This window comes from Gordonia sp. SID5947 (assembly GCF_009862785.1).
GTDB lineage: Bacteria > Actinomycetota > Actinomycetes > Mycobacteriales > Mycobacteriaceae > Gordonia.
On the sequence record NZ_WWHU01000001.1, the window covers coordinates 3,391,614 to 3,406,172 of the forward strand.

Sequence of the window (14,559 nt, forward strand, 5' to 3'; positions counted from 1 at the left end):
CTAGGAGCCCTTGCGCCCGACGACGAAGTAGGCGATCGGACCGAAGTAGTTGACGAAGCTCAAGCCCACCCACAGCGGCTTGGGTCCGTTGACCTGGCCCGCCGGTCGCCGCTTGAGATCGCGCAACGCGGCACCCTGGAGAATGAACTGGGCCACCGCGCCGACGATGATCAGAGCGCGCGACCTGGTCGGGAGATCCGAGAACCTTTTCGAAGAGCCTGTCATACAGTTCACAGTAGACAGCCTTTTATTTCGCAAGCCTAAGTATTAGGGTTGCGAATGTGTCTGATTCAGAGGTCTCCGATCTGGCCGTCGCCCTGCGCCCGATACTCACCAGGCTCTACTTGGCATTACGCCGACGCACCCCGATCGCCGAGTACTCCGCCGCCCAGGCGTCCGCGCTGGCGGTCCTCCTCGACAACGGTCCCATGCGGATGGGTGAACTCGCCGACCGCGAGTCCATTCGTATGCCGACGGCGACCGCGCTGATCGACGGCCTCACCAGGAACGGTCTCGCCGAGCGGCGCCCCGACCCGGCCGACCGTCGAGCCGTGCTCGTCGGACTGACCGACCACGGGCGGTCCGTTCTCGAAGGGGTCCGGGGCCGACGGGACAGCATCCTGACCGCGGCGTTGTCCGAACTCGACGACGCCGAGCGCGCGGCCCTCGCCGCCGCGGCCCCCGCCCTGCAGGCACTCCGCGAACAACTCGACGCGGTCCCCGCGCACAGCGAGATCGCATCGGACGAATGACGAATCCGAGGAAAGCATGACAGTCACCGAGGACCGGTCCGTGCCCACAGTGCAGACCGACGAACAACATCACCACCCGTCCCTGCTGGAGACCTTTCGGCAACAGCCCCGCGCGGTGTGGGTCACCGCTTTTGCCGCCGTCATCGCCTTCATGGGCATCGGCCTGGTGGACCCCATCCTCAACACGATTCGCGAGGAGCTCAACGCCCCGCCCTCCAAACTGACCCTGTTGTTCGCCGTCTACCTCGGCGTGCAGGTGGTGGCGATGCTGATCACCGGTTGGGCTGCCTATCGGTTCGGGCCCAAGCGAACCCTGACCGTCGGATTGACGCTGATCGTGGTCGCCGCGGGCGTCTCGACCTTCGCAGGCAACATCGACCAGCTCATCGCGCTGCGCGTGCTGTGGGGTCTGGGCAACGCGCTGTTCATGGCGACCGCGCTCGCCTTCATCGTCGGCGCCGCCCGCGGCGGTCAGCACGGCGCCATCCTGCTGTACGAGGCCGCACTCGGCGTCGGCCTGGCGGTCGGGCCGCTGGTCGGCGCACTGCTGGGTGCGTGGACGTGGCGCGGACCGTTCGGTGGCACCGCCCTGCTCATGCTCATCGGGCGGTGCTGTGCGCGCTCATGCTGCCCAAGGACGGACCCCGCGGTGACCGCGTCGCCGTCAGCGTCGTCGACCCGATCAAGGCCCTGCGCAACCGAACGCTGTTGCTCACCTCGATCGGCTCGGCGTTCTACACCGGTGCGCTGTTCACCGTCATCGCGTACGCACCGCTGGCCATGGGTCTCTCCCCGATCCCGGCCGGCATGGTCTTCTTCGGCTGGGGCCTGCTGACCGCGGTCTCGGGCGTCTTCGTGGCGCCACGGATCGCAGATGCACTCGGCCAGAAGGGCGGCGTCGTCGTCGCAGTCGGCGGCTACGGCGTCACGATGGCACTCGCGGGCGTCGGGGTGATCGCCGGGCAGGTGTGGTTGACCGGACTTGCCATCGTGCTGTCAGGTCTGCCGTCGGGCATTCTCAACACCCTGTTCACCGGTGTCGCGATGTCGTCGGCCGATCCGAACAAGCCGCGTTCGGTCGCGAGCGCCGGGTACAGCTTCCTGCGCTGGATGGGTGGTGCGGCATCGGCGGTGATGGTCGCCTACCTCGCCGAGTGGTTCGCGCCGTCGGCCCCGTTCTGGTTCGCGGTCGCCTACTGCGCCATCGCAGTGGGTGCGGTCTCCCTCGTCCGATCGGCCAGAGCCGACTCTCACCACGTGGCGCAAGACGCCGCGCTCGTCGGCGCCGAGGAGTACTGACGTTCTTCCCGGCTACGCGTTCTTCCCCGGGTACGCGTTCTTCCCCGAATACATGCGGGGGAAGAGTCGATACCCGGGGAAGAACCCCGGCAACGGCTGGTCCGGCAACGGGCTAGTCGAGCCAATCCAGCACCGAGGCGGCCGTCCAGCTCTGTTGCATGCTGCCCAGCGGCTCACCGGTGAAGGGTTCGTAGTACTCCGCAAAGGCACCGTCGGTGGCCTGGCGCAATCCTTCCTCCCGAAGACGCGCTGATCGCTCGGTCCATCCGCGACGCGCGAACGCCCAGCTGAACAGCCACGTCATCACCGGCCATACCGGGCCGCGCCAGTACTCCCGCGGTCGGAAGTCCATCGAGATCGGTGACGTCGAGGGGGGAACCGCGTAACGCAGGTCCGGATGACCACAGAACCGCGGGCCGTCGAACAGCCGTAACAGCGCCCGCTCACGCTCCCGCGACAACCCGCCACAAATGAGCGGGGCAAACACCGCGATCGTCTCGGTGTTGATCCACGCATCGGCGCGCAGATCGAAATCCCTTGCTGCACCGTTTCGTTCGTTGGCGGCGGCGACCACTCCGGCGCGGAAACGATCGGCCCACGCACGCAGGTCGCGGACGTCGGACCGCGGCTTCGAATAGTCTTCGCCGATGGTCGCGAGCACGTCACAGGCCACCGCAAAGATCGCGCTGACAAAGACGTCCTCCACCGCGAAGCTCATCACCTTGGGGAGGATGTCGTCGTCGTAGTTGGCCCTCTTCATCTGCTCGACCAGCCACATGTAGCGGTCGTACTCGAGATCGTTGGGCCGCATCGACAGATCCGCGACATGATCGAGGTCGGCGCGCGAATAGGGCGGAAGGTCGTCGCCGGGAACCACATTCGCGTACGGCCGGTCCCAGCGCGGCGAGTTGTCCATCCCGGACTCCCAGCCGTGGAACAGGGTGATGCGACCACGGCCGTTGGGATCCCGTGCGTGGGCGAGCCACCGATGCCACCGCACCAACGAACTCCAGCGCCGATCGATGAACTCGTTTGCGACCGACCGCGTGGTCCGGCCGTGCCGACGCGAGTGGTCCAGGATGCGCTGCACCGCAATTGCATGCACCGGAGGCTGGGTGATGCCCGAGGTGTCCGGGTAGTCCGGTGCACACGCGGCGAGTCGCGCGCACTCCCAGCGCGCCGGCCCCGGGAAGTAGCCGTCTCTGCCGTTCGCGAACACGATGTGCGGGATCATCCCGTTCTCCCATTGCGCGGAGAGCAGGGTGTCCATCTCGATCACGGCACGCTCCACCGACAACGGGGCCAGACCGACGGTCACGAACGCCGCATCCCAACTCCACATGTGCGGGTACAGCTTGGGCGCGGCGCTCGTCATGGTGCCCAGGTCGTTGCCGCGGAGCAGGTACGCAGCACGTGCGGACAGCTGAGTCGGGGTGAATCCATACCGGGCCACGGGTCGATTCTGCACTGCGCGCCGCGTTGCCGCGCATCGAGGGGAAGCAGCGTGGACACGTGGAGACCCCGTAACCTCGATACCGTGCCCACCGCTCTGATCACCGGGGCAAGCCGCGGACTCGGCGCCGAGATCGCCCGCCGGCTCGCCCCCACCCATGACCTTCTGCTCGGGGGACGTCCATCGGACGAACTCGACTCGCTCGCCACGCAGCTGGACGGGGCGAGCACCTTCCCGGTGGAACTCACCGACTACGACGAGGTGGAGGCCGCGACGGAGGCGATCGGTGCGCTCGACGTCCTCGTCCACAACGCCGGTGTCGGCACGAGCCTGGAACCGATCGCCGAGACCCCGGTCGAAGAATGGCATCAGGTTCTCGAGGTGAATCTGGTGGCCGTCGCCGAACTGACCCGATTGCTGCTGCCGGCCCTGCGCGAGGCGCGGGGACACGTGGTGTTCATCAACTCCGGCGCGGGGAGGCGGGCCAACCCGGGTTGGGCCCCGTACGCGGCCAGCAAATTCGGTCTACGGGCGCTGGCCGACGCGCTGCGCGCCGAAGAGCCGACGCTGCGGGTGACGTCGATCTTCCCCGGCCGCATCGATACGGACATGCAACGCGACATCGTCGCTATCGAAGGCGAGGACTACGACCCGTCGAAATTCCTGACGACCTCGTCGGTGGCCGGCGCGGTGGTGCAGGCGATCGCCACGCCGGCCGACGCACATCCCGAAGAGATCGTGCTCCGGCCGACGGGGCGTGGTTGACACCCAAGCCGCTCCCGCTCCGTGAGGGGGTTGACGGACCGGCGAAGTGCCGTCCTCAGAGCTGCTTGAGGTCCGACTGCTCCCAGACCGCGCGCATCGACGACACCTTGCCCTCGGCGTTGAAGACCATGATGTCGATCGGGGTGATCTCGAACTTCATCCCGGACGTCCCGGTGACCAGGGTGAACTCGAAGACCGCGGTGTCTCCGGCGACCCGCTTCCACTTCAGCGTCGCGGTGCGCTCGTCCATGCCGGTGATCACCGAGTAGAACTCGATGAGCTCTTCACGCGTGGTGCGCAGGTCGGCCCCGATCGGATCCTCGACCGATGCGTCCGCCGCATAGAGATCGGCGATCTGCTCGGCGGTCCCCGAATTGAGCAGCTCGACGTAGGCGTCCACCGCCGTGTTGATCTTCTCGCTCACTGTGCCCTGGTCAACCGTCATCACAAGCCTTCCTCGAAGTAGAACAAGTTCTACTTCGAGACCGTAGCACTGTCAGGCGTCGAGACGCTCATAGATCGTCGCGTTCGCGAGACCGCCTGCCTCGCACATCGTCTGCAGTGCATACCGCTCGCCCCGCTGCTCGAGCGCATTGATCGCCGTCGTCGCGAGCCGGGCGCCGCTCGCGCCCAGCGGATGCCCCAAGGCGATGGCCCCGCCGTGCACGTTGACCCGCTCGAGGTCGACCGCGAGTTCACTTGCCCAGGCCAGCACGACAGGCGCGAACGCCTCATTGACCTCGAACAATCCGATATCGGCGAGGTCGAGGCCGCTGCGGGCCAGCACCTTGCGGGTCGCCGGGATGATCGCGGTGAGCATCAACAGCGGGTCGTCGCCGGCGACCGAGAACGAGTGCACACGTGCCCGCGGACGCAGACCGAGCGCGCGCGCCTTCTCCTCGGACATGATCAGAACCGCGGCCGATCCGTCGCTGATCTGGCTGGCACTCGCGGCCGTGATCTTCCAGTCGATCTCCGGGAATCTCTCCGCCATCGCCTCGTCGAGGTAGGCCGGCCGGAGCTTCGCGAGATCGGCGACGGTGCCACCCGTACGGATACCCTCGTCCGCGTCCAGGCCGGCGATCGGCACGATCTCGTTCTCGAACAGACCGTTCTTGGTGGCCACCGCGGCGAGGTCGTGGGAACGCAACGCGAACTCGTCGATGGCGGTTCGTGAGATGTTCCAGCGCGCCGCGATGAGCTCGGCCGAGATACCCTGCCCGACAAGCCCATCGGGGTATCGCTTGTCGAAGGCCGCGCCGTTGAGATCTGCCGTCCCCGCGACCGCCGAACCCATCGGAACCCGAGACATCGACTCCACGCCCGCCGCGACGACGACGTCGTAGGCGCCCGACATCACCCCTTGAGCGGCAAATGCGATCGCCTGCTGACCACTCCCGCACTGCCGGTCGACCGACACCCCCGGCACGGATTCCGGGAAACCCGCGGCCAGCAGGGCACGCCGAGCGATGTTGAAACCTTGCTCTCCGACCTGACTCACCACGCCGGTCACCACGTCGTCGATCGACGCCGGATCGATGCCCGTGCGCTCGACGATCGCGGACAGGCTGTGTGCCAGCAGGTCGACAGCGTGGACATCGTGCAGGGCGCCGGTGCTCTTGCCCTTGCCGATCGGCGTCCGGACTGCGTCGACGATGACAGCGTTGGTCATGGGAGTACCTCCATCTCAGGGCTGACTTTTGTCGGCCATAGTTACGGGGTACGCCGCTGACTATAGTGCTGTCAAGTCAGATATAGGATGGTTCACATGATGACGTTGACCGGACCGCTCTCCGATCGGGATGCCTGGCAGGCCACGAACTGCTCGATCGCCAGGGCCCTCGAGATCGTCGGCACGCGCTCGGCGATCCTGATCCTTCGGGAGGCCTTCTATGGTGCGACGCGGTTCGATCAGTTCGCGCGACGCGTCGGTATCACCGATGCCGTCGCGGCGGCACGTCTGCGGGAGCTCACCGAGGCGGGCATCTTCGAGAAGGTCCCCTATCGGGAACCCGGACAGCGAGCCCGCAGCGAGTACCGGCTGACCCAGATGGGCAACGACCTGCTGCCGGTGATCGTGGGGCTGCTGCAGTGGGGCGATCGATACCTGCAGCCGGACGGAGCTCCGCTGCGGCTGAACGACTCCGCGTCCGGTGACGCGGTCACCGTCGATGTCCGAACCATCTCCGGTTCCCGCGCCGAAGGGATCGACGTGCGTCTCGCGCCCCGTGGTGAGCGCTCGTCGAACACCGACTGAATACGCGGTGACGGCACGCCGCCCGGTGTCCGGTTTCGGTGAATATGGTGCGGGAACCGGCCGTTCGTGGTGATATCTATGCAGCGCGAGCGACTGGTCTGCGCCGGCGGCCTGTCGACCACTTCACCATGAGGAACGACGCCGATGTCCGAGAGTCCCGCTTCCGCCTTTCCCACACTCCCGCCACAGGATTCACTGCCGTTCCCCGGCAAGACCTCCGGCTCCCTGGCCGGTCGGACCATGCAAGAGTCCGTCTACTCGCCGCAGCCCGCGACGAGTCCGCTGCCCGCCGATTCCCCGAACATCCTGGTGGTCTTGATCGACGACGCGGGGCCGGGGCTGCCGAGCACATTCGGCGGCGAGGTGCGAACCGACACGCTCACGCGGATCCGTGACGAGGGCATCAGCTACAACCGATTCCACACCACCGCGATGTGCTCGCCGACCCGTGCCTCGCTGCTCACCGGACGCAATCACCATCGGATCGGCAACGGTCAGATCGCGGAACTGGCAAACGATTGGGACGGATACTCTGGTCACATCCCGACCAGCACCGCCCTGTGCGCCGAGGTCCTCACCGACTATGGTTACGCGACAGCAGCTTTCGGCAAGTGGCACAACACGCCTGCCGAGGAGACCACGCCGGCGGGTCCGTATCACAATTGGCCGACCGGCAAAGGTTTCGAGTACTTCTACGGATTCCTGGCGGGAGAGGCGTCGCAGTGGGAGCCGAACCTGGTTCGCAACACCACGAGCGTCCTCCCGCCCAAGCGACCCGAGGACGGCTACCACCTCAGCGAGGATCTCGCTGACGACGCGATCCACTGGCTACGACAGCACAAGGCCTTCGAGGCCGACAAACCGTTCTTCATGTACTGGGCCAGCGGCTGCCTGCACGGCCCGCATCACATCATGAAGGAATGGGCCGACAAGTATGCCGGCAAGTTCGACGACGGGTGGGATGCCTACCGCGAGCGCGTGTTCGAGCGTGCCAAGACCCAGGGCTGGATCCCCGACGATGCGGAACTGACCGAACGCGACCCCAGTCTCACCGCGTGGGAGGACATCCCCGAGGATCAGCGGCCGTTCCAGCGGCGACTGATGGAGGTGGCGGCCGGATATGCCGAACACGTCGACGTCCAGGTCGGCCGCCTCATCGACGAGATCGAGAATCTCGGGTACGACGAGAACACCCTGATCCTCTACATCTGGGGCGACAACGGATCGTCGGGAGAAGGACAGAACGGCACGATCAGCGAGCTCGTCGCGCAGAACGGCATACCCACCACCGTCGACATGCACATCAAAGCGCTCGAGGAGCTCGGGGGACTCGATGTGCTCGGCTCACCCAAGACCGACAACCAGTACCACGCCGCCTGGGCGTGGGCGGGCAGCACGCCGTACAAGGGGATGAAACTGCTCGCCTCACATCTCGGCGGGACCCGCAACCCGATGGCGATTCGATGGCCGAAGGCGATCACTCCGGATTCGCGGCCTCGCAGGCAATTCCACCACTGCAACGACATCGTGCCGACCATCTACGAGGTCATCGGGATCACGCCGCCCCGCGTGGTCCGCGGTGTCGAGCAGCAGCCGCTCGACGGCGTCAGCTTCGCGTACACCTTCGACGATGCGGAGGCAGACGGGCGGCTGCTCACACAGTATTTCGAGATCATGGGGAGCCGTGCGATCTACCACGACGGCTGGATGGCATCGGCGTTCGGGCCGCGGTCGCCCTGGGTTCCCGGGCTGCCACCCGGCATCGAGGACTGGACTCCCGACCAAGATGTCTGGGAGCTCTACCATCTCGACGAGGACTGGACGCAGGCTCGCGATCTGGCTGCCGAACACCCGGAGAAACTCACCCAGCTCAAAGAGATCTTCGCGATCGAGGCAGCTCGCAACAGCGTGTATCCCGTCGGCGGCGGGCTGTGGGTGCCGGTCTATCACCCGGAGATGCGGATCTCGACCCCTTACCGGGAGTGGACGTTCACCGGTGACATCGTCCGGATGCCGGAGTTCTGTGCGCCCGGCCTCGGCAACCGGGCCAACTCGGTGCAGATCGACGCTGAGCTCCCCGACCACGCGAATGGCGTCCTCTATGCCCTCGGCGGTGCCGGTGGCGGCCTCACCTGCTACTTCGACGACGGCCACCTCTGCTTCGAATACAACCTGTTCATCATGCAGCGCACCAAGTTTCGGAGCTCCGAGCCGATACCGGCGGGCCGTGTGGCACTGGAGATCACCACGGAGTTCGCCGAGACCCGACCCGGCGGCCCGCTGACCATCACCATGTCCGCGAACGGCGACACAGTGGCGACCGGGTCGGTGCCGATCAGCGTGCCACTACTGTTCTCCGCCAACGAATGCCTCGACATCGGCACGTGTCTGGGTAGCCCCGTGTCGATGGACTACTACGATCGCGCACCGTTCCCGTTCGAGGGGACGATCGACACGGTGAAGGTCCGCTACCTGTCCTGACGACCGGCTGGCCGGACGAGACCCGTCACCTCAGGTCCGCGCTCGACTTCCCCAGCACCCGCCGCGCGATGATCAGCTGCTGGATCTGCTGGGTGCCCTCGAAGATGTCGAGGATCTTGGCGTCGCGCGCCCACTTCTCGAGCAACATGGTCTCCGAGAACCCCGCGGTGGCACCGACTTCCACGGCCTTGTTCGTCACATCGGTGACCGTGCGGCCTGCCTTCGCCTTCGACATCGACGCCTCGCTGGAGTTGGGCAGCTTGTTGTCGGCCATCCACGCCGCCCGCACCGTGTGCAACCACGATGCCTCCCAATCGGATTCGAGTCGGATGAACTCGCATACCGACGCGTGCTGGGCCGCGGCAGGCTTGTCGTAGTCGATGGTGTGCCCCGCCTCGGAGAGCATGCGCCGGAGTTCTTCGAGCGCTGCGCGGCCGAGTCCGATCGCCATCGCGGCCACCACGGGACGCGTGTTGTCGAAGGTCTGCATCACGCCGGCGAACGCCTTCTTGGTGTCCACCTCGGGTGAGCCGAGCAGGTTGTCGGCGGGGACACGTGCGTTCTCGAATCGCAGCACCGCGGTGTCCGAGGCCCGGATGCCGAGCTTGTGCTCCAGGCGAGCGACCGTGACACCCTCGGTGGTCATCGGCACCACGAAGCTCTTGATCGCGGCGCGGCCCGCGCTCCGGTCCACGGTCGCCCAGACCACCACGTGGTCGGCTCGGGACCCGGCGGTGACGAAGATCTTCTCGCCGTTGATCACGTAGTCGTCGCCATCGCGGGTGGCCGTGGTCGACACCGCCGCGGAATCCGAGCCGAAGCTCGGCTCGGTGATGGCCATTGCGGCCCACACGCCGGAGAACTTCTCGAGCTGCTCTTCGGTCGCCACGGCGGCGATGGCGGCATTGCCGAGCCCCTGTCCGGGAATCGAGAGGAGTAGACCGACATCTCCCCAACTCATCTCGCGGGCGGAGATCAGGGCGCGCATGTTGGGACCGTTCAGCGAGGGCGCGTCCGAATCGGGGGCGTCACCGTCGGACTCGTTCTCCTTCGAACGGCCCTGTTTCGCGAGTTTGCCCAGTTCATCGAGCTCGGTCGGGTACTCGTGCTCAGCCTTGTCGTACTTGCGGGAGATCGGCCGGAAGATGTGCTCGGCCGCGAGATGGGTGCGCTCGACCGCCGAGTCAAAAGTCGACGGGAGCTCCAGGTTGATCGCCATGCCGATATCTTACTCATCGGTAAGTTCTTTTCCAACCCTTCCCGTCGGCCTACTCTCGAGGCGTGGCCTACGACGACGACCTCGCCCACCGTATTCGCGCGATGTTGGCCGCCGAATGCGGACTGAACGAGAAGTCGATGTTCGGCGGCCTCGCCTTTCTGATCAACGGCAACATGGCCCTCGCCGCCAGTGGGCAGGGCGGCCTCATGGTGCGGGTCCCGCCGGAGGAGACCGAGGTACTCCTCGAGTTCGACCACACCGCCCCCATGGTGATGTCCGGCCGTGACACCCGCGGCTGGCTGCGTATCTCCGATGACGGCATCCGAACCGAACGCCAACTGCGTCGGTGGGTCAGCATCGGCGCCGACTGCGCCCGCAAGCTCCCGCCCAAATAGTTCGCGCCCGCAAACGCGCACCGAACAGGCTCGCGCGCATGTCGCGACGTGCGCGTCGTCGTAGCGGGTGCGCGTTCATCTCGGATGAAACCAGCCGGGGCCACCGCGCGTCCTATCCCCGTGACTGTTCACCCCACCGACCGCCACGGTCTCGTACATCGCGCCCGCGCACTCGCCGCAGGCTTCACCGACACCGACCTCGCCCGCGCCCATCGTCAGGGCCGACTCGTCCACATCATCCCCGGTGTCTCCGCGCTGCCTGCCGAACGCACCCCCGAGCAACTGCACCGCCTCACCGCGATCGCAACCCTCGCGGTGACCGGACCCGACCACACGCTCAGCCACCAATCCGCCGCGACGCTGCACGACCTCCCGATGCTCAAACCGAGTCTGCGTCGCGTCCACGTGACGACGGGCTCTCGCTCGGGGGGCCACCGCAGCGCCAAGCGACACGCACACATCGGCAGCCTCGAACCCGCGGAGGTGGTGCTCGTCGACGGGGTGCGGGTGACGTCGCTGGAACGGACCGCCGTCGACGTCGCCCGCACCACCACGATGGGTTTCGCGGGCGCACTCGCGGTATTCGACGCCGCACTCCGGCGTGGCGCCGACCGGGACCTGATCTCGACGATGCTGCGCCGGCGCCGGTCAGGTGTCGGCCAGGCACGACGAGCGCTGTTGCACGCCGACGGCGACGCCGAGAATCCCGGCGAATCGTGGGGTCGCGCCCAGATGATCGAGGCCGGCCTACCGGTGCCTCGGCTGCAGCACGAGTTCCGCGACGCCGACGGGAACCTTGTCGGCCGGACCGACTACGACTGGTCGGGCCGGTTGGTCGGTGAGTTCGACGGCGACGTCAAGTATCGCAATCACCTCCGACCCGGAGAGACACCGTTCGATGCGATGAAACGGGAGAAGGAGCGCGAGGATGGTTTGCGCCGCCTGAAGAGGCAAACGCGCACCCGCCACGCATCCGCGCACGTCGCGACATGCGCGGATGGACGACGGGTGCGCGTCGGCGCGGCACGCGGCGCGGGCGCCGCCTCGCTCAGGGAACGACGTTGACCATCCGGCCGGGCACCACGATGACCTTCCGCGGCTCGCCGTCGAGCAGTGGCGCGATCTTCTCGTCGGCAAGCGCGGCGGCGCGGACCGTCGCCTCGTCGGCGTCGGCCGCGACCGTGATGCGACTGCGCACCTTGCCCTTCACCTGGATCGGGATCTCCACGGTGTCCTCGACCAGCCACTGTTCGTCTGCCCCGGGGAACGGGCCGCGTGCCAGCAAACTCTGGTGCCCGAGCCGATGCCAGAGCTCCTCGGCGACGTGCGGAGCCAGCGGCGCGAGCATCACGACCAGCGGCTCCACGGCCGCACGCGGCGCACCCGACTTCTCGAAGTTCTTGGTCAGGTGATTGGTCAGCACGGTCAGCTTCGCCACCGCCGTGTTGTTGCGCAGCTCGGCGTAGTCCTCGCGCACACCGGCAATCGTCTTGTGCAGCAGTCGTTTGGTGTCGTCGTCGAGATCGCCCTCGGTGCAGCGCATCTGACCGGATTCCTCGTCGACCACCAAGCGCCAGATCCGCTGCAGGAACCGCTGCGACCCGACGACGTCCTTGGTCGCCCACGGCCGGGACTGATCCAGCGGCCCCATGAACATCTCGTAGACCCGCAGCGTATCCGCCCCGTAGTCACGGCAGATGTCGTCGGGCGCAACGGAGTTCTTGAGGGACTTGCCCATCTTGCCGTACTCCTGCGTCACCGGCTCGCCGTTGTAGAAGTACCCGCCGTCGCGCTCGGTGACCTCATCGGCCGGCACGTAGATGCCACGGGCGTCGGTGTACGCGTAGGCCTGGATCATGCCCTGGTTGAACAGTTTTCGGTACGGCTCCCGACTCGTCACGTATCCCAGGTCGAAGAGCACCTTGTGCCAGAAGCGCGAATACAGCAGGTGCAGAACCGCATGCTCCACGCCCCCGATGTACAGATCGAGTCCGCCCGGATCGTCGACGCCGTGTTCGGCCGGGCGAGGACCCATCCAGTAGGCCTCATTCTCCTTGGCGCAGAACGTGTCCTCATTGGTCGGGTCGATATAGCGCAACTGATACCACGAGCTACCGGCCCACTGCGGCATCACATTGGCGTCGCGCGTATAGGTCTTGACCCCGTCACCGAGATCGAGCTCGACGGTCATCCAATCGGTTGCCTTGGCCAGCGGCGGAGACGGTTCGCTGTGCTCGTCGTCGGGGTCGAAAGACACCGGCGCGTAGTCGTCGACCTCCGGGAGCTCCACCGGCAGCATCGATTCCGGGAGTGCGTGCGCGTTCCCGTCCTCGTCGTAGACGATCGGGAAGGGCTCGCCCCAATAGCGCTGCCGGGCGAACAGCCAGTCGCGCAGTTTGTACTGGATGGTGCCCCGACCGGTCCCCTGCTCCTCCAGCCACTCGACGATCTTCGCCTTCGCGTCGTCGACCTGCAGACCGTCGAGGAATCCGGAGTTCACGGCGGGGCCGTCCCCGAGAAACGCCTCGGTTTCGATGCCCTGTTCCGAGCCGATGACCTCGCGGATCGGCAGCCCGAAGACGGTCGCGAACTCGTAGTCACGGCTGTCGTGCGCGGGCACCGCCATGATGGCACCGGTGCCGTAACCCATCAGCACGTAGTCGGCGATGAAGATCGGGATCTGTTCGCCGTTGACCGGATTGGTCGCGAACGCGCCGGTGAAGACGCCGGTCTTCTCCTTGTTCTCCTGGCGCTCGAGATCGGACTTGGCCCCGATCGCGGCACGGTATGCCGTGATCGCCTCCGCCGGATCGGCCGCACCGCCGGTCCAACGTTCGTCGGTGCCGGCGGGCCACGCCGCGGCGGTCACCGTGTCGACCAGCGCGTGCTCGGGTGCGAGCACCATGTAGGTGGCGCCGAACAGGGTATCGGGCCGGGTGGTGAAGACCTCGACGGAACTGTCGGTGGCGGGCACGGTGAAGGTGACCTGCGCACCACGGGAACGGCCGATCCAGTTGCGCTGCATGGTCTTGACCTTGTCCGGCCAGTCCAGCAGGTCCAGATCGTCGAGCAGACGATCCGAATAGGCGGTGATACGCATCATCCACTGACGCAGGTGCTTGCGGAACACCGGGAAGTTGCCGCGATCGCTCCGACCGTCGGCGGTGACCTCCTCGTTGGCGAGCACCGTACCCAGGCCGGGGCACCAGTTGACCAACGAATCACTCTCGTAGACAAGACGATACGAGTCGATGACCTGGTTGCGCCCGGCCTTGTCCAAGGACGACCACGCTCGCCCGTCGCCGACCTCGCGCTTTCCCGAAGCGAATTCGTCGACCAGCTCGGCGATCGGACGGGCCTTACGCTGGTCGGCGTCGTACCAGGCGTTGTAGATCTGCAGGAAGATCCACTGCGTCCACCGATAGAATTCGACGTCGGTGGTGGCGACACGTCGACGCTCGTCGTGGCCCAGCCCCAGGCGGCGGATCTGGCCGAGATAACGCTCGATGTTGGCCTCGGTGGTGGTCCGCGGATGTGTGCCGGTCTGGACCGCGTACTGCTCCGCGGGCAGCCCGAAGGCGTCGAAGCCCATCGTGTGGAGAACGTTGCGTCCGATCATCCGCTGGTACCGCGCGAACACGTCGCTGGCGATGAACCCCAGGGGGTGGCCGACGTGCAGACCCGAACCAGACGGGTACGGGAACATGTCCTGGATGAAGACCTTCGCCTCGGCGTCGGCCGCACCGCCGCCGAACGCCGCGAGATCTCCGGCAAGCGGTCCCACCGGGTTGGGCGCCTCGTACGCGTGCTGGTCCGCCCAGTTGCGCTGCCAACGCGCCTCGATCTCACCGGCGAGCTCCGCCGTGTACCGATGGCCGGGCAAGCCGGCGGCCGGGGCGGTCGACGCAGTGTGGGCAGAATCAGCTGAAGTCACCCGA

The 14,559-nt window shown here is 66.6% G+C and carries 14 protein-coding genes; 8 read left to right on the forward strand and 6 right to left on the reverse strand.

Going from position 1 to position 14,559, the window contains the following annotated elements; all coding sequences use genetic code 11:
- Window positions 1–225, reverse strand: coding sequence for a PLDc N-terminal domain-containing protein (locus GTV32_RS15580; RefSeq protein WP_161061089.1), 225 nt, complete (start codon window positions 223–225; stop codon window positions 1–3).
- Between the two features lie 56 nt (window positions 226–281).
- Between GTV32_RS15580 and GTV32_RS15585 the strand changes: the two genes are divergently transcribed.
- From GTV32_RS15585 to GTV32_RS23535, 3 genes are read left to right on the forward strand one after another with little or no spacing between them, the layout of a single operon-like run.
- The gene (locus tag GTV32_RS15585; protein ID WP_161061090.1) at window positions 282–752 is read left to right on the forward strand and encodes a MarR family transcriptional regulator; all 471 of its coding nucleotides are present in this window, start codon (window positions 282–284) and stop codon (window positions 750–752) included.
- A gap of 16 nt (window positions 753–768) precedes the next feature.
- Complete coding sequence (locus GTV32_RS23530) at window positions 769–1,587, forward strand: MFS transporter (protein WP_237421555.1); 819 nt, start codon at window positions 769–771, stop codon at window positions 1,585–1,587.
- Entirely contained in the window at window positions 1,533–2,051 is a 519-nt protein-coding gene (locus tag GTV32_RS23535; protein ID WP_237421556.1) for a hypothetical protein, read from the forward strand. Before GTV32_RS23530 ends, GTV32_RS23535 begins: the two co-directional genes overlap by 55 nt.
- Window positions 2,052–2,163: 112 nt before the next feature.
- On the opposite strand, the gene GTV32_RS15595 is transcribed toward GTV32_RS23535, so the two are convergent.
- Window positions 2,164–3,504, reverse strand: coding sequence for a glycogen debranching protein (locus GTV32_RS15595; protein WP_161061091.1), 1,341 nt, complete (start codon window positions 3,502–3,504; stop codon window positions 2,164–2,166).
- A gap of 84 nt (window positions 3,505–3,588) precedes the next feature.
- Here GTV32_RS15595 and GTV32_RS15600 point away from each other — a divergent pair, with 84 nt between their 5' ends.
- Window positions 3,589–4,269, forward strand: a complete 681-nt coding sequence (locus GTV32_RS15600) for an SDR family oxidoreductase (protein ID WP_161061092.1) — start codon at window positions 3,589–3,591, stop codon at window positions 4,267–4,269.
- A gap of 55 nt (window positions 4,270–4,324) precedes the next feature.
- Here the strand turns inward: GTV32_RS15600 and GTV32_RS15605 are convergent, their stop codons facing one another.
- Together GTV32_RS15605 and GTV32_RS15610 are read right to left on the reverse strand one after the other, a co-directional pair.
- Window positions 4,325–4,714, reverse strand: coding sequence for a nuclear transport factor 2 family protein (locus GTV32_RS15605; RefSeq protein ID WP_161061093.1), 390 nt, complete (start codon window positions 4,712–4,714; stop codon window positions 4,325–4,327).
- Window positions 4,715–4,765: 51 nt separating this feature from the next.
- Window positions 4,766–5,941 (reverse strand): acetyl-CoA C-acyltransferase, encoded by a 1,176-nt coding sequence (locus GTV32_RS15610; protein WP_161061094.1) that lies wholly within the window; start codon window positions 5,939–5,941, stop codon window positions 4,766–4,768.
- Window positions 5,942–6,037: 96 nt separating this feature from the next.
- On the opposite strand from GTV32_RS15610, the gene GTV32_RS15615 reads away from it, so the two are divergent.
- A complete protein-coding gene (locus GTV32_RS15615) occupies window positions 6,038–6,526 on the forward strand; it encodes a helix-turn-helix domain-containing protein (protein WP_161061095.1) in 489 nt (162 codons plus the stop codon).
- 144 nt (window positions 6,527–6,670) lie between these two features.
- Complete coding sequence (locus tag GTV32_RS15620; RefSeq protein WP_237421557.1) at window positions 6,671–9,007, forward strand: arylsulfatase; 2,337 nt, start codon at window positions 6,671–6,673, stop codon at window positions 9,005–9,007.
- Window positions 9,008–9,032: 25 nt separating this feature from the next.
- Here the strand turns inward: GTV32_RS15620 and GTV32_RS15625 are convergent, their stop codons facing one another.
- Window positions 9,033–10,226: an acyl-CoA dehydrogenase family protein gene (locus tag GTV32_RS15625; protein ID WP_161061096.1), complete on the reverse strand. Its 1,194-nt coding sequence runs from the start codon at window positions 10,224–10,226 to the stop codon at window positions 9,033–9,035.
- A 62-nt stretch (window positions 10,227–10,288) separates the two neighbouring features.
- Between GTV32_RS15625 and GTV32_RS15630 the strand changes: the two genes are divergently transcribed.
- Both GTV32_RS15630 and GTV32_RS15635 read left to right on the forward strand, forming a co-directional pair.
- Window positions 10,289–10,621 carry a TfoX/Sxy family protein gene (locus tag GTV32_RS15630; protein ID WP_161061097.1) on the forward strand — a complete coding sequence of 111 codons (333 nt, stop codon included), beginning with the start codon at window positions 10,289–10,291 and terminating at the stop codon, window positions 10,619–10,621.
- A gap of 120 nt (window positions 10,622–10,741) precedes the next feature.
- Window positions 10,742–11,686 (forward strand): hypothetical protein, encoded by a 945-nt coding sequence (locus GTV32_RS15635; protein ID WP_161061098.1) that lies wholly within the window; start codon window positions 10,742–10,744, stop codon window positions 11,684–11,686.
- Here the strand turns inward: GTV32_RS15635 and leuS are convergent.
- A complete protein-coding gene (gene leuS, locus GTV32_RS15640; protein WP_161061099.1) occupies window positions 11,670–14,555 on the reverse strand; it encodes a leucine--tRNA ligase in 2,886 nt (961 codons plus the stop codon). The genes GTV32_RS15635 and leuS overlap by 17 nt on opposite strands.
- Between the last annotated feature and the right edge of the window lie 4 nt (window positions 14,556–14,559).